The organism is Bradyrhizobium sp. BLXBL-03, assembly GCF_051853015.1.
Taxonomy (GTDB): domain Bacteria; phylum Pseudomonadota; class Alphaproteobacteria; order Rhizobiales; family Xanthobacteraceae; genus Bradyrhizobium; species Bradyrhizobium manausense.
This window is the reverse complement of sequence record NZ_CP182470.1, coordinates 7572874-7595921: the sequence shown is the minus strand read 5'-3', so window position 1 is coordinate 7595921 and position 23048 is coordinate 7572874. Positions and strand designations below refer to the sequence as shown.

The window sequence follows — 23048 nt, the reverse complement described above, 5'->3', positions numbered from 1 at the left end:
GTACGCGAACGTCTACTCTGACGCCGGTAGCCAGTTTGGCGTTGTGTAAGGCAGCCGAGGCCAAGACTTCCGATGCTCGATGGCGCTGCCGCCTTTCCCTGACTTTCGCGAGTTCAAGTATGGAAGGACGGCTTGTGCATGGCGCGGGCGCCCGGAGAACACCAAATTTCAACGAGAGCAAGTTAGCAATTGTTCTGATCTGTGCTGGATATCTCGGCCATCTATGCGTCAAATGCCGCATTTGTCGTTCTCCGCTTTCATGTCGCTTGCGCGCGAGGGCCAAAGCTGCGCCTCGAGTTACTTCTCCAATCAAGAGGTCTGCCCAAGCGCGCGAACTTGCCTCTCAACTTCATCACGCCGTCACGAATGGCCTCCCGGCATCGCATCTTGAGCGGCCCTCGAAGCCGAGAGCGCGTCAGTCAACTGCGCGGCGATTGAAGTTGAATCCCGCAAATTCTCCTCCCTCTTGGATTCGGCCAGTCGTCGCGCTTGTACAAATATCGAGGGCCCGAAAGGCAAGGAGAAGTTCTCTCCAGCTTGCCCGCCAATACTGTTTAGCTCGGCGCCGCTAGCTGCAGTGTCAAATAATCCTCCTGTCTTGCTCTTGAGGAAATCCCAGCAGCTTCGAAACAACTGGCGATAGCTTTCGGTGACTTCCCGGCCCTTATCTACAACGCCAGCTTGTTCTGCGAACCGAAGGTCTTGCTCATAGCCGAGCTCGATCAAAAGCTGGACCCCGACTAGATCCGTCACTACCTGCATCTCTTCGACGCCCAGTTCGGTTCGCCAAGTTTGGACTGAGCGATCGTCGATGGTTTTTTTCTCTAAGATCTTTCGATCACCGAAAGTGCTGGAGCGGAGATAGTCCATTTGCTCCAACGGTGCCGAAGGCATCTCGGCCGGAGCGTAACCAAGGCCGCCAAGCACGCACCGGATTTCCTCGTCGGGATGCGCCACAAGGACTTCATACCGCACGACTTGCGTCCGAGGTCGACTGCAGTAAGCCGCAAGCGCAGGCAGACCCAGGACGAGATCGGCAAGAGAAGACGCGATCGCGGGCGTAGGCCGTCCCAGCACGATATCGGCGAGACAGGCTGCGACCGCGGGCGGGGAACCTGCCGACAGAAGCGGGACGCCCCACGTCGATTTCAGTGAGGCGGCAATGGCATAGGGATTGCGCATCAGAACAATTCGCGGAGCCTCCGGATAGAGGGAATCCAAAAAATCGAGCACCATCCAATAGCGCGGAGTTTTGTCTACCAGCGTGCGCTTGCTGGCTGCTGCCAAATACTGACCATAAGCTGCATCGGCAAAAGCGCGAGTGACGCGCGTTCGATCAATTCGGTCTAGGAATTGCGAGGTTGCGGCCTGAACCAGTGACGCCCCGGCCGGATGACAGTGGTCGACCCGACCGAACGCCTCAAGTGCCAACATCAGCCAGGGCTCAGGCGGAGCCACAATAGCCGGGTGCTGCTGAAGCAAATGCGCCAGCAGTGTCGTCCCCGAGCGGGGGAGACCCAGAAGGAAGCACACAGCAGGCGAATGGTTTACGTCCTGGCTCATCATTCCCCGTTTCTATCTTGGGCAGACAAAGCGGCCGTCCTGAACCCTTCATCCGATCGAAAGAAGCAGCAGCAATACGCACGAGATGCGTCTCAACTGTGTCCATCCATCCAGGAAGGTGAGTTCATCCGGCGACAAAGTCCGATGAAGTAGACGCGATCAGGCTTTGAGTCTACTGCTCCGGGAGCCTGCCTGAGTTCGGCCCGGCCCAAGTGCACACCGCGCAAGGCGATACGTACGATCCTTCAGTGTTGCAAAGGGCAGATTTGCATGGCGTGTGGCATCCGTTTGTGCCCCGTCGTTAAGATAGCCTGTGCATGTTCCGAAACGATCTAGCTGCCACGAATTCCATCCATTTGCCAGGACCGCAGTACTGGAGCGGCAATCGGCAGCGATCACGTCCTCGCGGAGCCCGAGGAGCCAACCGGTCTCCAAGCTGCAAGCAGCTGAGCATTATCGAGACGGAGAGGTAAGGCAAACCTCTACTTGTGTTTATCGGAAATAGCCGAGACCAAGAGGAATGAGCCGGATGGCACGATCAGGGGAACGTTGTCCTGCGAGACAATTGCAAAGGGCTTGCGCCTCGGCTGATGCTCGCTGAAGATCCAAGGGAAGATGACAGCCCGTCCCGATAAACCTCAAGTACTCCAAGCCGAGATTGTCTATCCCTCATTCCTAGAATCAGGGAAAATCAATAGTTTTGATGGCCCGCATTCATCGAGTGGATAGATGTCAACTCGGCTCGACGTTATCTGTCTCTGAAACAGCACAGCAATTCCGTGCCACTATTTAGTCAAACTGCCCTCGTTGCAGATTTCGAGATCGGCGCAGGCACCTGATACTGTCTGTGGCGCGCAATCATGGCCGTCGACCAAAACCTATCTTTCATTTTCCCTACGTCGCAAAGGATTGACGTTGCTGGCGCGCCTTCGATGGTCAGATCGACGAGTTGCGCGTCACTCCTCCAACGGTGATTCGGGCCGGGAACAATTGCAGCCTCTAAACCCACGAAAGGCGTAGGACTATCACTTTGCGCAACCCGTTTCGGCTGATGTGTGGGGCCGACCAATGGTGCTCTGCTGTCATATCGGAAGGAACCGAGCAGGGGTGCCGAAAAATACACCTGTAACTTCGGCATCCCCCTAAGTGCTTCTACTCCGCCATGATGCTCGTCGGCGCGCAATCAAACTCGCTTGCCCTCCAGACGAGCACGGAGCTTCTCGTATGTCCGATCCGACCGCCGGCCTGCCACCGCGTTACTTGCGTACCCCCGAAGCGGCGCGATTTCTCGGCCTGTCCGGCCGAACTCTGGAAAAGCATCGCACCTATGGCACGGGGCCGACCTATCGCAAGCTCGGCGGTCGCGTTGTTTATGCGCTCGAAGACCTAAAAGCGTGGGTGGATCGCGGGGCCAGGAAATCGACCAGCGATCCAGGCATAGGTACGGTCCTGCCCGCAAAGCGCCACACACCAATTCCGTATGCGGGCAAAGAGCGGCGCTGACCCATGTCGGACAGCAAATCCTCTGCCCATGGGCGACCTCATGCGGAGCGCGGTCAACTCGATCTGTTTCGCTCATTGCGTCGCGATCTGGCCCCGCGCGATGCGCAAGGCTTGATGGCCTATCCGTTCTTCTCGCTAGCAAAATCGAAACGAATTGTGCCGATCGACTTCCGCGCTGGGACAATCACGATTCGTGTGGAGGCTGTGCCGGAACATGGAATGGCGACGATTTGGGATGCGGACGCCTTGATCTGGGCCGCTTCACAGATCGTTGAGGCTCGCGATGCCGGCCTGAAAACGTCCAGGTTGATGGCGGCCACCCCCTACGAGATCCTGAGCTTTGCGGGCCGCGGCACCAGCGTGCGCGATTATGAGCGCCTCAAGGCTGCACTCGACTGCTTACAATCAACAACGGTCCTGACCTCGATTCGCCAGCCGCCCGAGCGCCGGCGGCATCGCTTCTCCTGGATTAATGAATGGCGCGAGGCGGCCGACTTGCACGGCCGCGCCTGCGGAATCGAGCTGATCTTGCCGGATTGGTTCTACACGGCAGTTCTGGATAAAGCGTTGGTGTTGCCGATCGACCGCGCGTATTTCGATCTGACAGGCGGATTTGAGCGCTGGCTCTATCGCCTCGTGCGCAAACATGGCGGCCGTCAAGCGGGCGGTTGGAGCTTTGATTTCGTCCACCTTCATGCCAAGTCTGGCAGCCTATCCCCGCTCAAAAACTTTGCCTACGACCTGCGCCAGATTGTCCATCGTCAGACTCTGCCCGGATGTCGGCTTGTCATCACGCGTGACAATGACGGTGTGGAGCGATTGAGCTTCGCGCCATTTCAGGTCCGCCCCAATGCTGAACGGCTGCAAAGGCGCGGGCGCATCGCTCAGTCGGGGGAAAACCTGTGAATTGCATCGTGCTATCAGGGACCAGAACTTTCGTGCCATCGGGGACCGGACCTTCGTGCTATTGGGGACGGAAATTACTGCTAACCTTCTGCTGTGCAGTCGCTTTTCGCGCCCGCAACTCTGCTAACCAGGAATCCTTCGGATTCTTGCTAACAATTCAGAGCTATGTGCCTGCAACTAGCGAGGAGGCGACAGTCGCAGGGCTTTCCGAGCGGCGCCTTACGACGCTCCACCAGAACCGTTTCGCCGCTGCCATTCTCGTTGTCGGCCTGTTCCGAAGGATAACCGCAGCTACGCGCGGCCTAAAGACGTCTCCAAACAAAGGAGCCGTCGGATGAGCGATCTCACAACTGTTGAACTCTTGTGGCTTAAAGGGCGGATCGAGAACCGCATTCGCTTCGGTCGACCCGTATCGGAAAAGGTCATTGACCGCCACCGGCGCGTTCTTTCATTTGCGACCGGAAGCATTTTCGCTTTCGTGCGGTGGACATCCAATGATTTTGGAACCGTTCTGTCCCGCATCGACATTTTACGTGCCGCCTCGTCACGGCAGCGATACTCAACTATTCCCTGGGTCATTCCCGGCGGAGAGAGCCTGCTGCGATTGTCAGGATGGGCAAAAGTCGAGCGCGCACTGCAATTGATTGATGCAGTGGAGGCACTTGGGATCAATCCGGCCGATGCTGCGCCGGATTACTGGCATCATGTTCATAACCGACTTTCTGTCAGCGAAACCCCGCGAACCTACACTCAGGCGCGCCATCAGGCCTGGCTGCGCCGTCGAAAGCGAGAGCTCTGATGAGACAGCTGACGATTGTTTTAGCAATCTGCGGATCTGTAGCTCTCGTGATCTGGTCTGGCGGAGAGGCGACGCCGTCATACATCTGGAACGCTTCTGAGAGCGTCCCGATCGGTCTTTATCGTCTAGAGCCAGCCGGGCGACGATTGGCTCTCACTGAGCTTGTGGCAGTTCGGCCGCCCGAGCCGCTTGCCAGCTTCTTGGACTTGAATGGGTATCTGCCGACCGGTGTTCCGATGCTCAAGCGCGTCCTGGCGTTGCCGGGACAAACCGTTTGCAGAAATGGCCTCACCATCTCCGTCGATAGCATCGAAATGGGACTGGCGCGAGAGCGCGATGCACGTGGCCGGCCGCTGCCGGCATGGCTCGGATGCCGCCTCCTAGCGTCAGATGAAGTCTTTCTCATGAACTGGCAGTCGGCCGACTCGTTCGATGGGCGTTACTTCGGGCCAATTCCAGTATCCGCGGTCATCGGACAGGCCCTGCCGGTGTGGACAGAGGGAGACTGATCTTGCTCCCCCCACTCCATGGATACGCAGTTTCGCCGGTCGATCGATCTCAGCGCTCCTGCCCCGTTCCGGCCAGATCTATGAAAACCATTGTGCGCCGCCGTGCCTGTCGCCGATGGCTTCACGCCGAGCGGCCGGAGCCGCTACCTACAGCGTGCTCGAGCGCAAGAACCTGCGCGTTAGTTCATGCGATGGCAGTCCGGCTGGTGGGAACTGCGCTGGTTCTTCAATTGTCGTCGGGCGCTTTGGCGGAGACGCCAATACCAGCGCTCGGTGTGCACTCGCTGAGCTCTCCGCATACCGATTTATACACTGCCTTCTTGTCTGAAGCTTCCAGACGTTTTGCGCTCCCGGAGCACTGGATTCGTGCCGTGCTGCAAGTCGAGAGCAGCGGCAATGTTGGCGCCGTTTCCTCACGGGGCGCGTTGGGCCTCATGCAAATCATGCCACAGACTTGGGTCGAGCTAAGTAGTCGTTACGATCTCGGTGCCAATCCCTTTGACCCCCACGACAACATTCTCGCAGGCACGGCCTATCTTCGCGAGATGCTCGACCGGTTTGGACCTGGTGGATTTCTCGCAGCTTACAACGTGGGTCCAAAGCGCTACGAGGAATATCTCGCATCGGGGCGACCGCTCCCTCAGGAAACAAAAACTTACGTTGCCAAGCTCGTACGCTTGATCGGCATCAAACAGCACGAGCATGCTACTTTGGCTATCCGACAAACCGTTCGGTGGCGGCAGGCAGCATTATTCTTTGGCCGCTCCGACGGCTCCTGGGTTAATGCAAGATCGACATCCCCTCTGGATTTCAGGAATAGCCCAAAAGGCTTTTCAAACATGGACGGGCTCGCGCTCGTACCTGGCGTGAGCCAGCTGTTTGTGCAGCGATCAACCGAAGCGGAACTCCGATGATCCCAATCGCATTTCGTCGCGCGTTATCGCGAGTTGGAGAGTGCTGGGGAAGGTGCAGGGACTAACCGACCGCGGATGGCAAGGGAAAAGGCCGGCCGTCGGTCCGGCCGTTGTGGTTGGTTGGATTGGACAATTTAGCAGCGGCGCAACTGCTCCTGCCAGACGTTCTAGAAATTACTCCAACGAAATCAATCGTTACTGCGCCGTCTCAACGGTACGGAGTCGTTTTACGCCATGACAATGCGCGACGATGACCTGCGCGTCCGGCCCGGGCGCATTGACCACGGCAACCGCGGTGCGAGGCGGCAGCAAACCTTTGTCGGACAGGTCATGCGTGCCGCTAAGAGGGCCGGACACGTTGGCAACAACTTTCAATCAGGTTCGGAGCGCGGCCGCTCGAACTTTGGCCGCGGCCGGCGCGCAGCAATCTCGATCCGCTTGCGCTCGAACGCCCGGCGCGTAGTCACGAAAGCGCGCGTCGTCCGCCATCGGGGAACGCGATTCCGCTCAGCGCCACTGGCCAAGCATGTCGCCTATCTTAAACGCGAGGGCGTTACACGGGATGGCCGGGATGCCTCGATGTTTGACGCGAGCTCTGATGCAGCCGATGAGCGGGGCTTCGCCGTGCGCTGCGAGGGCGACCGTCACCATTTCCGGTTCATTATCTCGCCTGAGGACGGCGCGGCGCTAGGTGACCTAAAGGCTTTTACGCGCGAGCTTTTGCGCGATGTCGAAAAAGATCTCGCGACCAAGCTCGATTGGATCGCGGTCGATCACTGGAATACGGACAACCCGCATGTCCATCTGCTGATACGTGGCCGTGCCGATGACGGACAAGACCTCGTGATCAGCCGCGAGTACATCAGTCGCGGTCTTCGCGATCGCGCCGCCGACCGCGTTACCCTTGAGCTTGGCCCCCGCAGCGAACAGGAGGTTCGCACCGGCCTTGAACGGGAGGTCGAGGCTGAGCGCTGGACCAGCCTTGACCGAGCGCTGCGCGACATTTGCGATGACTGCGCCGGGGTGGCGGACCTCAGGCCCGGTCGCCAGGGTGAGGATCCAGAGCTACGCCGGCTGCTGCTCGGCAGGGCTGCCAAGCTCGAACGCCTCGGCCTCGCCGAGCCTACAGGGTCCGCCTGCTGGAATTTGAAACCGGGGCTCGAGCAGGCCCTTCGCCAGCTCGGGACGCGCGGCGACATCATCAAAACCATGCATCGGGCGATGAGCGCCGAGGGCCGGGAGGTGGACATCGCCGCCTTCGCCCTGCACGCAGCAGAACCCACAGATCCGGTCCTTGGCCGTCTGGTTCAACGTGGTCTGGACGATGAGTTGAAGGGCACCGCTTATGCGATCGTCGCAGGCGTTGATGGCCGAGCCCATCATCTACGGTTCGACGATCTTGAATTGACCGGCGATGCGCCAGCCGGCGCTATCGTCGAGCTGCGCGCCTACACCGATGGAAACGGACAACGTCGCATATCGCTCGCCGTTCGCTCGGACCTGTCTATTGAGGAGCAGGTGATCGCGAAGGGCGCTACCTGGCTCGACCGCCAACTTCTCGCCAAAAATCCGCCGCTCAGCGGTGGCGGGTTCGGCGCCGAGGTCCGGTCCGCAATGCATGCGCGCCTTGACCACCTCGTTGGCCAAGGCCTTGTTCACCGCAACGGACAGCGCATCGTGTTTGCACGCGACTTGCTCGCGACTTTGCAGCAGCGCGAGCTGCTCGCAGCGTCCGCCAAGCTTTCTGCCGTCACAGGACTTGCCTATCGGCCCTCAACTGAGGGTGATGATGTGACCGGAATCTACCGTCAGCGCGTGACGCTTGCCTCGGGGCGTTTCGCCATGATCGACAATGGACTCGGCTTTGAGTTGGTGCCTTGGCGGCCAGCTCTGGAACAGCATCTCGGAAAGGAGCTATCCGGCGTTAAGACGCGTGGCGGCAGAGTCGAATGGAAGCTCGGCCGCAAGCGAGGGTTGGGGCTATAGCTGACGTGGCGTGCCCCATCGGATCAACCGGCAAGCATTGCTCGGGGACAGCTTGGAGAAACAGCAGCCGAGGCCGACTGCCATCTCCGGCAGTTCTGCCCACAATAGCGAGGAAAAACTGCATCGGAGAACGATGGGAATGGTCGGCAGATCGCGGCGGAGCTCCAGATCCAAGATCATTCTGCTCCGCAAACGCCGCCATTTCTACGCTCGCGCAAATTTAACGTTGTGGATCAAGACTGGCAGGGTTTGATGAACGCTTGCCATGTCTGCGACGAAGGTCCTTTGGGGCCAAATCATTCTTGTCCTTGCCATCGTGCTCATGACGACCTGGGCGGCGACCCAGTGGGTCGCTTGGAAACTCGGATACCAGCCGCAACTCGGGCAGCCTTGGTTTGAGCTCGGATATGGCAAGCCCGTGTACCTGCCGCCCGCGTTTTTCTGGTGGTGGTACGCCTACGACGCCTACGCCCCAATGATATTCATTGAGGGGGCTTGCATCGCAGCATCGGGTGGCTTCATTTCGATCATAGTTGCATTTGCCATGTCGATCTGGAGAGCCCAAGAGGCGAAGACGGCCGCAACCTACGGCTCTGCGCGTTGGGCGCTTCCTTTCGAACTTCAATCAGCGCAGCTTACCGGACCGGATGGCGTCATCCTCGGGCGGTTTGACCGCAACTATCTTCGACACAACGGGCCCGAGCACGTACTCTGCTTTGCGCCGACGCGATCAGGCAAGGGCGTCGGCCTTGTCGTTCCTACCCTTCTGACCTGGGCGGGTAGCTGCATCGTCCATGACATCAAGGGCGAGAACTGGACTCTGACTTCTGGTTTTCGTTCTTCGTATGGAAGGGTGCTGCTATTCGATCCGACCAACCGAAACTCGGCGGCTTACAATCCATTGCTCGAGGTCCGTCGGGGAGAATGGGAGGTCCGGGATGTCCAGAACATCGCCGACGTCCTGGTGGACCCCGAAGGAGCACTAGAACGACGCAGTCACTGGGAAAAGACAAGCCACTCGCTTCTGGTCGGTGGCATCCTGCACGTGCTTTACGCCGAACCCGACAAGACATTGGCGGGCGTCGCCAACTTCCTTTCCGATCCCAAGCGGCCCATCGAGGCGACGCTGCGCGCGATGATGACAACGCCGCACCTCGGTGATGTCGGTCCGCATCCCGTCATTGCGTCCGCAGCGCGCGAGCTCCTGAATAAGAGCGAAAACGAGCGCTCCGGAGTACTGTCGACCGCGATGTCCTTCCTCGGGCTGTACCGCGATCCGGTGGTGGCGAGGGTCACGCGGTGCAGCGATTGGCGTATTCGCGACCTCGTGGAGGCGAGGCGACCGACGACGCTCTATCTCGTGGTGCCGCCCTCAGATATCAGCCGAACCAAGCCGCTGGTGCGGTTGATCCTCAACCAGATCGGACGCCGCCTCACAGAAGATCTCCACGCCGAGGCACGCCGGCATCGCGTTCTGCTGATGCTCGACGAGTTCCCCGCTTTGGGTCGGCTCGACTTTTTCGAATCGGCGCTGGCGTTCATGGCCGGCTATGGCCTCAAGAGCTTCCTGATTGCCCAATCCCTAAACCAGGTCGAAAAGGCCTACGGCCCGAACAATTCCATTCTCGATAACTGTCATGTCCGCGTCGCGTTTGCGACGAATGACGAGCGAACTGCAAGACGGGTCTCGGAGGCTCTCGGAATGGCGACCGAACTGCGCGCTATGAAGAATTATGCTGGGCACAGGTTGAGCCCCTGGCTGGGGCACCTGATGGTGTCCAGACAGGAAACGGCACGGCCCCTGCTGACACCCGGTGAGGTCATGCAGTTGCCGTCGGACGATGAATTAATATTGGTCTCGGGCTGCCCGCCGATCCGAGCCAAGAAGGCACGCTACTACGAAGATCCACGACTGCGTGAACGAGTACTCCCTCCAGCTCGGTCCGGTGAAGATGCCATCCAATCGTCGCACGACGACTGGAGCAGACTGCCTTTGCCTAGCGCCTTAGGAACCAAACAGGAGTGGTCTACAGAGAAGCAGCACAGTACTTCCAGCAGCGATCCGGCCAATGGTGGCATTCGGCGTGAACCCGAGCTCGGCGAGCATGAGGAGGTGGAGTTCGACCGCAGCCCGGAAAGGGCAGAGTTCGAGTTTGCCGATGAGGAAGCTGACGATGAGGTTCAGCGCGCCGGCGTTCTTCGCAAACAGGCGTCAAGTCTTGCGCGTCAGGCTGCAATGGATCCGGCCGACGGTCTAGATCTCTGAGCTGAGGACATGCGGACCAAGCATACCTTTCGCCTGCCGCCGGATCTCGCGATTCAGCTCGCCGACTATGCCAGCCGCAAGCGGGTGGCTCAGGCGCTGATTGTGGAGACGGCGCTATCCACGTTCTTGTCGCCCGATAGTTCGGAGCGAATGGAGGCGGCGCTCAGCCGGCGATTGGACCGACTGACCCGCCAGCTCGAGCGGCTTGAACGCCACGTCACAATTTCGAACGAAGCGTTAGCCCTGTTCGTCCGGTTTTGGCTGACAGCGACTCCGCCTTTACCAGACACGGCGCAACCAGCAGCCCAGGCAAAAGGACGCGAGCGCTATGATTCATTTGTCGAAGCATTGGGCCGACGCCTGGCAAAGGGACACAGCCTGGCGAAGGAAGTTAGCTCGGACGTAGAGCCACGTAGTGAAGGGCCGGAGAAGTCCGATCCCGTGTAAGCTTGCGGGCCTTTTTTCTAGCGGCCGTAAGTATTGTGCAGGAGGACTGAAGGCGCTCGCCCGAGCACGATCAATCCTTCGTTGCAACTCAACCTCGCGCGCGTCTATCGGCCGTTCTGTGCCGACAACCGTTGTCAGCATGAGCCCGCACAACATCAGATCGAAGGAGCTTGAATCGGACCTTGCGTCAAGTTGTAGATTTCTCGCGAAGACATGTCCGCGAAAGATCGGCAAATGAAGCAATCGTTTCTCACTATTGTCCTGTGTTCCGCTTTCGGGTTGCTCGGGCCGACTGGGGGGGCGCTCGCGGACTCAATCCGACGCTACGACTGCACCATAGACGGAACCGATCGAGAGCCGGTAGGTGATCGAAACGGGCACATCATTGTCAGCCTTCAATATACCTGCCACATTGCAGATGGGTTGCTGAGGGACGCAGGAATCACGTCGATATCGGTCAGCGAATGGGACAGTGAGAAAGGGAGGTACTTGGCTTCTCTCGACGTTCACCGCGCGCTCGAAGGATATGCGGTCGGTCAGCTCGTGGAGGGGGACGGCTCCTCGGTCATGGAGGACAACAGGGCCGCCGGTATCGCAGCTACCGGTAAGACGGTGTTCAAATTCGCATCCGGCTCGTTGGCAGCTCTCTCCGGAAAAACCGTCAAATTTACGACCAAACCCGTCGGCTTTCGTCGATTCGAGATGGAGTTTGCAGATTGGCCTGAAGCTACTCAACCAAAGTGACTGGGGCCGCGGCTCCCGTCACCTCATTTGCGTGGCCGATTGTCTCTCTGGAATCTGTCAAGCCGCATGGTCAATCTGATATCGTGGCTCGAACATCTGTATTTGTTGCTGTGGTCGGCTGTGGAAATCTGGGCAAGTTTTGATGACCCCGCGAAAGGGCTGTCGCATCCGAGAAAAAGCCCAAAGACATCAAATTGGACGGCATCGCCAAGCGCCGCTTCTTGGGATTCTTGAGTGTGTTTCTCGAAAGCGCTTTTGGCTCGGTGATTGATGCGCTCTATCGATCGCTCGTTCGTAAGAGCATGCAATTGAAGACTCTGCGTGCTCGCCAGTTGCGGATCCGACGGTCCATTCAATCAGCTCTGCGAGATAAGACGAGGACAAGCGGCCGAGACGGCGCGTGCTATCACGCCCGTGAGGGCAGCCTGCACAGTTTCCGCTACATTGGAGATGGATTATGAGGCCCATTGACGAGCGCGGCAAATCACCCATTTCAGAATTTGGTGCCAACGAAGGTCGAGGTGCTGAGGGGTCTAGCACTGGGCGGGCTTCTGGCCCAGGTGAAGAGGGCCGATCGTTCAATTCTGTTGTGGAGCGGATGCGTTCTGAGCCTCAGGATTCAGACGCTGCATATTCTCGCGTCGCGCCGCGCGGAAGTGCAGGCCGGTTTGCCGGTCCTCCAGCCGGCCCACATCGACTCCTCGGAGCTGCGCTGCAAGGCGCAATCGGGGGGAGCCGTCGTCGTTTGCGCTCCTTGCCGGAATCCGGCGTGTCGCGATCTGAGGTGGAAGGGGGGCGCGACGATTCAGAGGCTGAAACCTCACGAGGACGCTCGCTCCCGTCGCACCCAGCGAGCGGACAAGAAGAGGGGCACGTCCATGATGTGCCCACCCAGACGGTCCAAGGCCGAGGCCCGCAGCGACCTTATAGACGTGACGGTGGGGGACCAAGGCGAGACGCAGGGCCCTTGCGTGGCGAGGAGCCCTGGCGCGCCGATCGAGAGGCTGGAAGCTCGCACGCGGGCAGACGCCCGGCGGATACGCAATCCGTGTCCGAGGGCAGCGGCAGACCAGGACGGTGGCGCATCGCCAATGCGCCGACTCATCCAATCCAGCGTGAAGGTTCCGAGCGATACGATCGTACTAATGATGGCGCAGCAAATCGGGAGGCGCGCTTGTTGCGTTCTGATGGCGGTCGGTGGCGTGCCTCCCGAAATGCTGAGAGCTCGCAAAGAGGCGAGCTCTCGCCGAATACGCCATCCGTGTCCGAGCGGGGTGACAGGCCAGGAAGCTGGCGCAGCGGCGGTATTCCTGCGCAGCCAACCCAGGCTGAGAGCCCGGAGCGAGTCCATCGAACTCATGGTGCCACGCCCAATCTCGAAGTTGACCCGTCGCGTTCAGATGGCGGCCGGCGGCGCGCCGATCGAGCGGCCGAACGTTCGCAAACAGAGCTGTCCTCGTATAGCCAATCCGTCTCTGGCTCGAGTGGCGGACCAGGAAGGGCGCACATCGACCATGCAACCATGCAGAACGTCCAAGGTGCAACACCGGGAAGGCATTCGAGACGATCGGATGAACTTAATGCTGCGCTAAGAGAAATCGCTAGCGCTCGCGACATCGGGATATTCTCACGTGCAGTGGTGCGTTACAGCAATCAGCTGCGGAGGCAGGATCTTTCAGAGTTTCTCCAAACCGCGGCTGACCGTTTCGACGCTCGATTTGTTGCGCAGTTGGAGGAAAATATCCGCTTGTCGTGGGGGTACGCCACCACATGCAACGCGGTGAGCCGGGAAGCCGGAGGTGATGCCGGCATACAAGCTAGCCGCGCCTTAGCGGTTCGCGTGTCGCGTCTTGACAAGACGCTTATGAAGCAAATGAATCCCAGCGCCCTTTCTCTCTTCGCATCATCGTTCGGTCGGCATCCCTCGGCGGCGGAATGCCACGCAGCAATCATCACCATCGCCGAATTTTGTTGCGATGAAAGCTTTGCGTTTCAGGAACTGCAAAACCAAAGCCTGGCATTGTTGGTCAACGGCTTCAGTAAATGGCCAGCCGAGGAGAGCTGTGGCCGAGCCACAGATGCGATCGCCCGAGAGGTTTGTGACTCCCGCTTGTCTGAATACATTCCGCAGAATCTGGCGAATCTGGTGAACGGCTTTAGCAAGTGGCCTGAACAGGCACACTGCTCCCAAGCCGCAGGCTTGCTTGCTGGCGAAATCCTCCGTCGCGCCGCTCGCAGGGACGGGCTATTCGATTTTAATCAGCAGGGACTAGCCAATTTGGTGAACGGGTTCGGCAAGTGGCCGGAAGACCGCTGCGGCGAGGCTATTGGTGCGATCGCCAAGGAGATCGTTGCTCGCCCCGACCAACTTCCTGATTTTACTTCACAGGGACTGGCTAACCTTGTGAATGGTTTTAGCAAGTGGCTGGAACAGGAGGACGCCCGCCGAGCCACAGCCGCGATCGGCGAGGAGGTATTTCGCCGCGCCCAAAACAACGAGCTTCGAGGTTTTGTCTCGCAGGACCTGGCGAACCTGGTGAACGGCTTCAGCAAGTGGCCAAACGAGGCGGGATGCCGCAAGGGTACTGTCGAAATTGCAGTCCAAATCTGCCGCCGCGCCGCGCGCGACGCTGGGCTCTCTGATTTTATTCCGCAGCACTTGGCGAACCTGGTGAACGGCTTTAGCAAGTGGCCGGAAGAGGCGAATTCTAGTCGGGCCGCAGGCTTCATCGGCGCCGTACTCTGTCGCCGCGCCGCCCGCGCCGACGGGCTGTCTGATTTTACTCCGCAGCACCTGGCGAACCTGGCGAACGGGTTCACCAAATGGCCGGACGACACGGGTTGCAACGAAGCTACCCTAGCAATTGCCGACGAGGTTGTTCACGCCGAGGCAAGCCGGCTCTCGAGCCTTACTCCACAGCTCCTTGCCAACCTGGTAAGCGGTTTCAGTAGCAGGCCCGCGGAAATCAGTCGCCGAGCTACCGTCAAAATGGCGGATGAGATCCTGTCCCGCACGGACCGCGACGGTCAGTTTCCTGCCTTTGGTCCGCTAGGTATGGCAAGCCTGGTGAATGGCTTCAGCAAATGGCCGGAACACTGTCGCGACGTTACAGTCGCGATCGCCAACGAGATCCTCGCGCGCAAAGAAGATCTTTCTGCTTTTGATCCGCAGGGACTTTCGAATCTGGTGAGCGGTTTCAGCAAGTGGCCGAAAGAGACGATTTGTCACGAGATCACCGTCGCGATCGCCAACGAGATCGCCGCACGCAACGAAGGGCTCTCTGATTTTGATTCGCAGGGACTGGCGAGCCTGGCCGACGGGTTCATCAAGTGGCCGGACGAAAGTGAGTCTGGTTCGGCAAAAATTGCGATCGCCAAGGAGGTCATTACACGCGCCGACCTACTCCCTGATTTTGCCCCGTCGGAAGTGGCGAACCTGTTCAATGCGTTCAGCAGCTGGCCTGAGATGGAGGACTGCTTCAAAGCAGCAGGCTTGATCGCGACCGAATTCTGCCGCCGCGCCGCCCGCGATGACAAACTGCCTGGTTTTCCTCCACAGCACCTGGCACTCCTGGCTAATGCTTTCGGCAAGTGGCCAAAGGGAGAGCTGAACTCCCGCCAAGCCGCAGTCGCAATCGCCGATGCCGTCCTTGGCCGTGCGGACGAACTTTCGGTATTTACTCAACGGGACCTGGCGGCGGCGGTGAACGGTTTCAGCAAATGGCCGGAAGAGGATGCCTGTCTGCAAGCTGCAGATTTGATCGCTGCTGACCTGCGCCGCCGCGCCAACAGCGATGGCGGGCTTCCTGACTTTACTCCGCAGCAATTAACGAGCCTGGTAAACGGCTTCAGCAAGTGGCCGGAAGAGGAGGACGCAGGCCAAGCTATAATTGCCGCCGCAAGTGAACTCGTCCGCCGCGGCGCCGAAGGGCTCTTCCATTTCAATGATCAGCAGTTGGCAATCCTGATGAATGGCTTGAGCAAATGGCCAACAGCAGAGGCCTGTCTGCAAGCTGCAGGCTTGATCGCCACCGAACTCTGCGACCGGGCCACGCGACTCCCGGATTTTACCGAGCAGGGTCTGGCGGTTCTGGTGAACGGATTCAGCAAGTGGCCGGAAGAAGAGCCCTCTCGCCTGGGCACAATCGCGATCGCGCGTGAGATCCATCGTCGGGCTGACGACCTCTCTGTTTTCTCCAGTCAGGGATTGGCAAACCTGGTCAACGGTTTTAGCAAGTGGCCGGGGGAGGCCGACACGCAACAGGCTGCACTCGCGATTGCCGGTGAGGTCTATCGCCGCGCCGACCAGCTCTCCATCTTTACGGGACAAGAGCTGGCGAACCTGGTGAGCGGTTTCAGCAAGTGGCCGCAAGAGGATTCCGCTCTGCAGGGCACGATCGCGATCGCCAGCGAAGTCGTTCAGCGTACACCGTCTGATTTTACTCAACAGGAGCTGGCTAATCTGGTGAACGGCTTCAGCAAGTGGCCGGGAGAGGAGTCGGCTCTCCAGGGCACAATTGCGATCGCCAGTGAAGTTCTTCGGCGCCAACCGTCTAGATTTACTCAGCAGGAACTGGTCAACCTGGTGAATGGCTTCAGCAAGTGGTCGCAAGAGGAGTTCTCTCGCCAGGGCACAATCGCTATCGCCGGCGAGGTCCATCGCCGCGCTGATCGTCTCTCTGCTTTGACTAGCCAGGGACTGGCAAACCTAACGAATGGCTTCGGCAAGTGGCGCGACGAAAACACCCGCCGGGCCACAGTCGCGATTGCCGGTGAGGTCTGCCGCCGCAGCGACCAACTCTCCGCTTTTACTCGGCAGGAGTTGGCAAATCTAGTGAACGGTTTCAGCAAGTGGACGGAAGATGCGAACACGGGCCAAGCCACAGTCGCGATCGCCCGCGAGGTCCGTCGCGGTAGCGATCAACTCTCTCGGTTTACTGAGCAGCAGCTGGCGAATCTGGCGAACGGCTTCAGCAAGTGGCCGGAAGAGGCGGACGCACACCAGGCCACAGTAGCGATTGCAAGTGAGCTCGTTGACGGCGACCGGCTCTCTCGCGCGGATAATCAGGCTCTATCGACGCTGGTGAACGGCTTTAGCAAGTGGTCGGAAGATACGGACATTTGCCAAACCGCAGTCGTGATTGCGCGTGAGGTCTGTCGCCGCCCGCTCCCCGATTTCACGCCGCTGCAATTGGCATACCTGGCGAATGGCTTCAGCAAGTGGCCAGAAGAAGCGGCGTGCCGCCGGGCTGTAGTGGACATCGCGCGTGGACTCGGCCGCGGAGGCCAACGATTCGGTGCCTTCACGACGCCTCAGTTCAGCATGATCGCTAATGCCCTAGGGCGAAGTATCACGAAAGGGGAAGATGCAGGGGAGATCATTGAGACCGCTCTGCTGAAGGATCGCTTACATCAGCTGGCCCATCACCTGCACTATGACATTGATCGGATGGCGCACAGCGATGTGCGGGCCATTGCCAGCATTTTCAAGGCACTGGCGAAGGCCCGGCTGATCGAGGATCTTGGTTTACTCGCACCGACCGGGTTAGATCGGCTCAAGCAATTGCTTCGTGCCCCTGAATTTGCCGCTGAGAATAACCTCGAAACCATGGGCAATCTTTGTGTCGCTCTGGTGCCGCTGGCGCGCAGCCCGCACCTGCGCTGGCACCGGAGACAGGCTCTCTACTTGCTGAACGACCTCCAACCGGTTGTGGAGCAAAAGATCAAGGCACATTTCAACGCAAGCAAGGCCGAGCAAATCCGTGGGCCGCTGGCCAGTCGCGGTCCCGCCCTCTCGATCTATCAGGTGCTCAAATCTCGCGCGGTCTTGGCGAACATGTTCAAGCGCCCGGACGTCGAGGGCAAGAAGTCCGATTTGCGGACGAGGCAGCACGAGCTGAAGGACGAGACCAAAAAGATCCTCGAGAGCACGCGCGACCTCATCCAAGGCGATCTTTCCAATATGAGCTGGAACCTGATCGCGCAGATCGAGGCGGATAGTCCGGTCGATGCGCTGGACACATTCGTCGAGCAGAATGCGGCAACGATCCAGGCCAAATATCAGGCGGCCGTATTCGATGTCCACGAGGTCTTGCGAGCCATGGACCACGAGCCAAGGCCCCCACAGGGCGAAGCGGGTCTGATGCGGTTGCCAGTGGTGGACATGCAGGGGCGGCTACTGCCCACGGAGCCGGAGACACGATATTCGATTTTTCACAGGCTGACCTCGGGAGCGATAGAGGTGGTCGCGGTGCAGCTGCCAGCAAAGCCGAGCGCCTTCATGCTGGCGCGTACGCTCACTTATAAGGGTGTGCCATATCGCATGGACCTGTTCGGCGGCAGCAAGTTGAAGGCCCCAAAACGGACCGTGTCGGAAATCGCCACCCATGCTCCAGGCGAACCGGCCGCAGCCTCTTCGAGCGGAAAGCTGCTCGCCATTCCCTATGCCGAAACCGCTCCGGGCACGTCGTTCGAGAAGCTGTTGCGCGCCTGGGCGCCGTTCAAAGAGGCCTATTGGTATACTCAGCGCAGGGGGTTTGCGGCGCCACCAGCCCTGAAGGACCTGGGCCCCCATGACTACGCGCTGGAGGGTGCCTTCCGGCTATTGCTGGCGCCGGATCGCCCGACCCACGAGGCTCACCCCTTCAAACTGACTGGACCGGAAGGCCCGATTGCTTTGCGACCGCACGACGGCTGTGGCTTCATCAAGGCCTCGCTCGCCGAGCTTATGCCAGCTATTCGCCGGGCTGGCCCCCAGGAAGGCCCCGATCGGATGCCGGCCTTTGGTGAGGCAAGGAGATCGTCCGTGCCTGCCTCGGCGCTGCAACATTATCCGCGCAACGAGCGGGTGGCGGACGAGGCCCGTGAGAAGACCAAGACTTGGCTTGAGAGCAGAGGAGAGGGAAGCCTGATAGGCGAGCAGCTGTTTCGCATGGTGACGGGCGGCCACATCGATGGTCCCGGTGCAGTTGCCGTTCCGTCCAGTGATAATGACCTCCATGTGCCGAAGCGTAAGAGCGAGACGTTGACGGAAACGGGAGGCGTGCTGGTCGGCCGATCTCCATATGACAAGCCCAACATGCGCCCACTCGCCGCCGAACGGGTCAAGTCGGCAGCTGATGGGGATCCGACTGCGGCATTCCTCGATCGATGCGTGGCCATGCAATACAGTTTCAGTGTCGCCCAGAAATCGGGGGAAGAGCTGGCGGCCGACGATCCCAGTTTCTTTGCCAAAGGCATCTTGATCGTGGTGCCGGATGAGATGTGGCCGGCCGATTACGCCGACCGTGGGCTCGTGATGTCGGCCGAGGACGTCAAGTGCCATTCGAGCTGGACCGAGCGCAAGGACCGCGCCAGGGTAGACACGCCGGTCGACTGCGTCGGCATCCTGCAGGCGACTGAGGTGTTTGCTCCGGGGTCGTTGGTTGCCGTCCCGACTGACGAGCAGAAAAATCTCGACGGCGACTTCGACGGGGATACCGTCGTTATCATCGGCGACCGGCCGCAGCTTTATGAGCATGTTCGCCAGTTTGATCAAAAGGAGCAAGCTCGCGGAGTTCGTTCGCTCAAGCCGCCAAAATCGTATACCCCGGCGATCGAGGGCAACAATTACCAATTCGGTCGTGCCAACCAGATCCTCGCGGCGACGCGAGATGCTTTGGAAATTTACAGCGGCCTGCAGCGCAGTTTTCTGGCGCAGTCCCATCAAGCACGACGCTGGTTTGCCGAGCGTGCCGTGTTTGGAACTTATGAGGGCGTTCACCACGAGCTACGGCGCGACATCCGTCAGCTACTGAACCAGGAACAGGTGAGTGGCCAGGATATAGAGGACAAGCTCGATCGAGCGAGGCGCGAGATCAAGGTCGCAGACCATCCTGTGGCCCACGAGTTTGGCGAGTTGCTCGTCACCGACCTCCAGGCGTGGGCAGAAAGCGCGGATAAGCAGGTGCCGCCCGAAACAGCCGAAAGCGTTAGCGACACCAAACTGACGGTAAGCCCAGCGCTGACGGAACTTTTCCCAAACCTGGCGGAGGCTTATCCGGCAGCCATTCACCCACGCGACCGCATCCAGGCCCTGCTCGATAACTATCCTGCGCGCATCGATCCGCGTCCGGATGGGTACATTGCGGATGACCTCGTGCAAAGCGCAAGCAACCTCCTGAGCCTCGGTATCAAGGTCGGAACGGACGCCTTTAAATCCGACACGAGCGTTGAGCTTTTTATGAAGAAAAGCCAAGGACTCCAGCGGCTGCTGCAACAGACGCCGGGCGTGAAGCCTGTGCCCTATGTCAAGAGCATGGCGGCAACCCTCAACCACGGCAGGTTCAATGTCGACACGACCTTGGAGGATCTGAAGGACAATCCCACATTGGCGGCTTCAATCATGGAAGTCTCGATTAAGCTTGCTGCGGAGAAAGGGATTCTATCTGGCCCCTTTGGCCGACAGCCAGCCGAGGAATCTGCCGTCACTTCAACGCTGACCCGCGAGCAGGCTTCAGAGCGCGCCCAAATTGAGGTTGCTCGCGCCGCGGCCGAAGAGAAGGAGATCACTGCAGCGGCGCTGCAGGTTGCCGAAAATCTCCGGCAAAGGGACATCGATGTGAAAATGCCCCATCTCGAGAATCGGTTGAGATCGGAGAACTCGCTCAGAGACCAACTCATGGAGATGAATGATGCTTCCGAAGGCGACTCACAGCTAATCAGCAATGCCGTTCGCCATATCTTCGAAGTGCCGGATAAGAACTTTGCGCGTGCCTTCCGACAAGCCATACTGGCGTTTGAGGAGCAAGGCTACGCCGAAATCAGCACAACCAACTGGTTCAGGATGAGCGCTCCGACGTTTGTCGGCATGAAGACCGTGCTCGCCACGCCGGATGGCTACCGCTTCGAAACGGAGTTCCATACGCCGGGCAGCTACCAGGCTAAAATTGCCAATCACGACACGTATAAGGAACTGCAGCGACGGCGCAGAAGCGATGCACCGGATCCCAGTAAGATGGAGCAACTCGCGCAGCGCGCTCGAGAGGTCTGCAAAGAAGTTGCGATACCCGAAGGTGTCGGAAACATTTCCCACTGGTCAATCGAAGGGATACGCACCGGTAGAATAGGCGCGGCCTTCGGCTTACGATCTGCCGAACAGTCAAGGACGATCAAACCTAATGCAAAGGAGGTTGTCGCGGCTCTTCACGGGCGGCCGATCGTGCTCGTCGGCATGCCCGGTTCGGGAAAATCCACCATTGGCCCCTATCTTGCGCGACGACTGGGGCTGCCCTTCATCGATTCCGACAAAAAAATCGAGGCGGCGGCTCGCATGTCGATAACGAACCTTTTTGAGACCAAGGGAGAGCAGCATTTCAGGGACCTCGAGGCGAGGTCGATCGCGCGGTTTCTCGAGAGGGGGCCGGTGGTGCTGGCAACCGGTGGTGGCGCGTTCATGCGTGAGGAGACGCGGCGCCACGTCGCTGAGAAGGCGGTCTCGATCTGGCTCAATACCGACATAGGCGAGATCAGGAAACGCCTTAGTCGTGACACCACCCGGCCGCTGTTACAGACCGCGAACCGGGAGGACAAGATCGCGCAGCTGGTCCGCGAGCGCGCGCGATTCTATCAGCTTGCCGATCTCACGATCGTCCCCGGCGAAAAACGTGACAACAAGAACGCGGATCAATGTGTGGCCGCATTGCATGCCCACCTTTGCGACGGAGGGGAAAACGCGGACCGGCCACCGGCCACTGTCATGGGAGCTGCACCGTGACACTCGCCGCTCACAACGCCTTCATGACTCGAGCCGAGCAATCGGGCTGGACGGTCCCTTCGCCTCGAGCGCGCACACCGCTCGATTCTCCCCGATGCAGCTACGGTTGGGTTCGCTACAACACGCGTTTCGATCGGCAAAACGCGAGCACGCCGCTAGCGATATCAGTCGTCCACCATGACTGGCCGCGGCAATGCGCCGCTGATCCCGTTGGCCAGCGTGGCGACTTCGGCGAAATAGCGGTCCACCGCGCTGCGGGCGGTCGCCGTGCCGGGGTGACGGAAATTCAGGCAGATTCCCTCGTGCGATCGGCTGACCCACAAATATACCTCCTGCGGGTCGCTGCAGCGGCTTATCAGAAATCTCGTTCGCCAGCGCGCCCAGCAATCCGACCCGGGCACCACCCGATCGTCCATATAGGAGACCACAAAGCGATCGCGCAGTGTCCTGCCTAGCACTTCCATTGCTTTGGAAAATGGCACCTGCGCGGTTCTTCTGGCCCGCTTCAGTTCGAGCCTGACGGAGCGTAGCAGATCTGGGAACGCGTCGGTCACTTTGAAGCTGACCGGGCTCATCCCGACATACCAGCCAACCGAGTGCTTCCACTGCGAGGCATTTCGCGTGTGAAAGGGAACGACGGAGTAAAATTTCTTTTGGTTGCCCAGCGCTCTCCCTGCCAGAGCCAAGCATGCAAATATGCCTGCCGCTGTGTGTCCGCCCTGGACGCGGCACGCCCGATCGAACCTCAGCGCGCTGTCCGCGTCAAAGAGCCAGATCCGTCTGGTTTGCTGCAAGGCGTCGCCCGGTGCACCGAGTGGCACCGGAAAACCCGGCAGTTGACCGCCAGTGGCCGCAATCAGCTCGCGCCAGTGTTCGATTGCCGAATGCCGGTCGGTCAGATCGCTCACACGGGTGCGCTCGGATGCAGCATAATCCAGATAGCTGTGTGCCGGCGCCACTCGGGGGGCCACTCCTCGAATAGCTGCGGAGTAGAGTTCCCAGATCTCGTAGGGTACCGAGGCCATTGAGTACGCGTCCGTGACTGAGTGGTCGGAGGCGACGATGAGAGTGGTGCATCCGGGCCGGCTGATTGTGACGAAGACATACGGCGGCCAGTTCAGCGGCTTTGTGTTGGCGTCGAACACTTCTTCTAGCATCCAGGCTAGTTCGCCGGGATCGGCGTAGTCACCGAGTTCGACTAGGTCGAGTGTTTCCGCGCCCGGGCCAACCGTCGCGAGATGGATTACCGAGCCATCCTTGGCGAAGCGGCAGCGTAGTGCCTCGTGCCGGTCGACCCAGCCGGATCGCCTTGCTCAGAGCGGTCGTATTGACCTCGCCCGACCATTCAAACGCGACGCCCAGCCAAGCGGGCTGGCTATTGTCGAAACGGCAAAGGTGATCCTCCTGAACATGGGACGGCCGACGCGGATCAGGGCGCCAGCTGTCAATGCCGGGCACGCTGATGCGCCACAAGGTCAGTCGGCCCGGCCACAGCTCGAGGTCCCCGAGCACATTGATCTCCATACGCGCGACCTGCCAGCCAGTCCGTGGTCTCAGAGATGCAAGCTGTGGGTGCGGCGCAGAGGCGATCGCGAATTCGCAGCACGGAGGTCGCGCCCACCGCGCTGCTGGCCAGTCGCGCAGGCCGCAGGCCAGG

At 59.7% G+C, this 23048-nt stretch carries 13 protein-coding genes; 11 read left to right on the top strand and 2 right to left on the bottom strand.

Translation table 11 applies throughout. The annotated features are described in order from the left end of the window. Nucleotides 1-360: 360 nt before the first annotated feature. The gene (locus tag ACNJX9_RS35885; protein ID WP_439406825.1) at nucleotides 361-1566 is read right to left on the bottom strand and encodes a sulfotransferase family protein; all 1206 of its coding nucleotides are present in this window, start codon (nucleotides 1564-1566) and stop codon (nucleotides 361-363) included. A gap of 1221 nt (nucleotides 1567-2787) precedes the next feature. On the opposite strand from ACNJX9_RS35885, the gene ACNJX9_RS35880 reads away from it, so the two are divergent. From ACNJX9_RS35880 to ACNJX9_RS35830, 11 genes are all read left to right on the top strand, one after another. Further along, a complete protein-coding gene (locus ACNJX9_RS35880; RefSeq protein WP_083513998.1) occupies nucleotides 2788-3066 on the top strand; it encodes a helix-turn-helix transcriptional regulator in 279 nt (92 codons plus the stop codon). Nucleotides 3067-3069: 3 nt separating this feature from the next. Continuing rightward, on the top strand, nucleotides 3070-3972 hold the full coding sequence (locus tag ACNJX9_RS35875; protein WP_439406823.1) for a replication initiator protein A: 903 nt from the start codon (nucleotides 3070-3072) through the stop codon (nucleotides 3970-3972). Nucleotides 3973-4306: 334 nt separating this feature from the next. Beyond that, complete coding sequence (locus ACNJX9_RS35870; RefSeq protein ID WP_083513999.1) at nucleotides 4307-4771, top strand: DUF2840 domain-containing protein; 465 nt, start codon at nucleotides 4307-4309, stop codon at nucleotides 4769-4771. Next, complete coding sequence (locus ACNJX9_RS35865) at nucleotides 4771-5280, top strand: S26 family signal peptidase (protein WP_439406821.1); 510 nt, start codon at nucleotides 4771-4773, stop codon at nucleotides 5278-5280. The genes ACNJX9_RS35870 and ACNJX9_RS35865 overlap by 1 nt, the downstream gene beginning before the upstream one ends. A gap of 80 nt (nucleotides 5281-5360) precedes the next feature. Then, nucleotides 5361-6194 (top strand): lytic transglycosylase domain-containing protein, encoded by an 834-nt coding sequence (locus ACNJX9_RS35860; RefSeq protein WP_439406820.1) that lies wholly within the window; start codon nucleotides 5361-5363, stop codon nucleotides 6192-6194. Between the two features lie 234 nt (nucleotides 6195-6428). After that, nucleotides 6429-8180: a relaxase/mobilization nuclease domain-containing protein gene (locus ACNJX9_RS35855; RefSeq protein ID WP_439406819.1), complete on the top strand. Its 1752-nt coding sequence runs from the start codon at nucleotides 6429-6431 to the stop codon at nucleotides 8178-8180. 265 nt (nucleotides 8181-8445) lie between these two features. Continuing rightward, entirely contained in the window at nucleotides 8446-10446 is a 2001-nt protein-coding gene (locus ACNJX9_RS35850) for a conjugal transfer protein TraG (protein ID WP_439406817.1), read from the top strand. Between the two features lie 9 nt (nucleotides 10447-10455). Further along, nucleotides 10456-10893, top strand: coding sequence for a CopG family transcriptional regulator (locus tag ACNJX9_RS35845; RefSeq protein WP_439406815.1), 438 nt, complete (start codon nucleotides 10456-10458; stop codon nucleotides 10891-10893). Nucleotides 10894-11127: 234 nt separating this feature from the next. After that, nucleotides 11128-11637, top strand: coding sequence for a hypothetical protein (locus ACNJX9_RS35840; RefSeq protein ID WP_439406813.1), 510 nt, complete (start codon nucleotides 11128-11130; stop codon nucleotides 11635-11637). Nucleotides 11638-11831: 194 nt separating this feature from the next. Beyond that, nucleotides 11832-12098: a hypothetical protein gene (locus ACNJX9_RS35835; protein WP_439406812.1), complete on the top strand. Its 267-nt coding sequence runs from the start codon at nucleotides 11832-11834 to the stop codon at nucleotides 12096-12098. A gap of 1061 nt (nucleotides 12099-13159) precedes the next feature. After that, nucleotides 13160-21391: a shikimate kinase gene (locus ACNJX9_RS35830; RefSeq protein WP_439406810.1), complete on the top strand. Its 8232-nt coding sequence runs from the start codon at nucleotides 13160-13162 to the stop codon at nucleotides 21389-21391. 164 nt (nucleotides 21392-21555) lie between these two features. On the opposite strand, the gene ACNJX9_RS35825 is transcribed toward ACNJX9_RS35830, so the two are convergent. Beyond that, nucleotides 21556-22635: a condensation domain-containing protein gene (locus ACNJX9_RS35825; protein ID WP_439410195.1), complete on the bottom strand. Its 1080-nt coding sequence runs from the start codon at nucleotides 22633-22635 to the stop codon at nucleotides 21556-21558. Nucleotides 22636-23048: the final 413 nt, after the last annotated feature.

Excerpts from the sequence above, each read along its gene's own strand:
- ACNJX9_RS35885 (WP_439406825.1), bottom strand. The coding sequence starts at position 1,566 with ATGATGAGCCAGGACGTAAACCATTCGCCTGCTGTGTGCTTCCTTCTG.
- ACNJX9_RS35880 (WP_083513998.1), top strand. The coding sequence starts at position 2,788 with ATGTCCGATCCGACCGCCGGCCTGCCACCGCGTTACTTGCGTACCCCC.
- ACNJX9_RS35875 (WP_439406823.1), top strand. The coding sequence starts at position 3,070 with ATGTCGGACAGCAAATCCTCTGCCCATGGGCGACCTCATGCGGAGCGC.
- ACNJX9_RS35870 (WP_083513999.1), top strand. The coding sequence starts at position 4,307 with ATGAGCGATCTCACAACTGTTGAACTCTTGTGGCTTAAAGGGCGGATC.
- ACNJX9_RS35865 (WP_439406821.1), top strand. The coding sequence starts at position 4,771 with ATGAGACAGCTGACGATTGTTTTAGCAATCTGCGGATCTGTAGCTCTC.
- ACNJX9_RS35860 (WP_439406820.1), top strand. The coding sequence starts at position 5,361 with ATGAAAACCATTGTGCGCCGCCGTGCCTGTCGCCGATGGCTTCACGCC.
- ACNJX9_RS35855 (WP_439406819.1), top strand. The coding sequence starts at position 6,429 with ATGACAATGCGCGACGATGACCTGCGCGTCCGGCCCGGGCGCATTGAC.
- ACNJX9_RS35850 (WP_439406817.1), top strand. The coding sequence starts at position 8,446 with ATGTCTGCGACGAAGGTCCTTTGGGGCCAAATCATTCTTGTCCTTGCC.
- ACNJX9_RS35845 (WP_439406815.1), top strand. The coding sequence starts at position 10,456 with ATGCGGACCAAGCATACCTTTCGCCTGCCGCCGGATCTCGCGATTCAG.
- ACNJX9_RS35840 (WP_439406813.1), top strand. The coding sequence starts at position 11,128 with ATGAAGCAATCGTTTCTCACTATTGTCCTGTGTTCCGCTTTCGGGTTG.
- ACNJX9_RS35830 (WP_439406810.1), top strand. The coding sequence starts at position 13,160 with ATGCAGAACGTCCAAGGTGCAACACCGGGAAGGCATTCGAGACGATCG.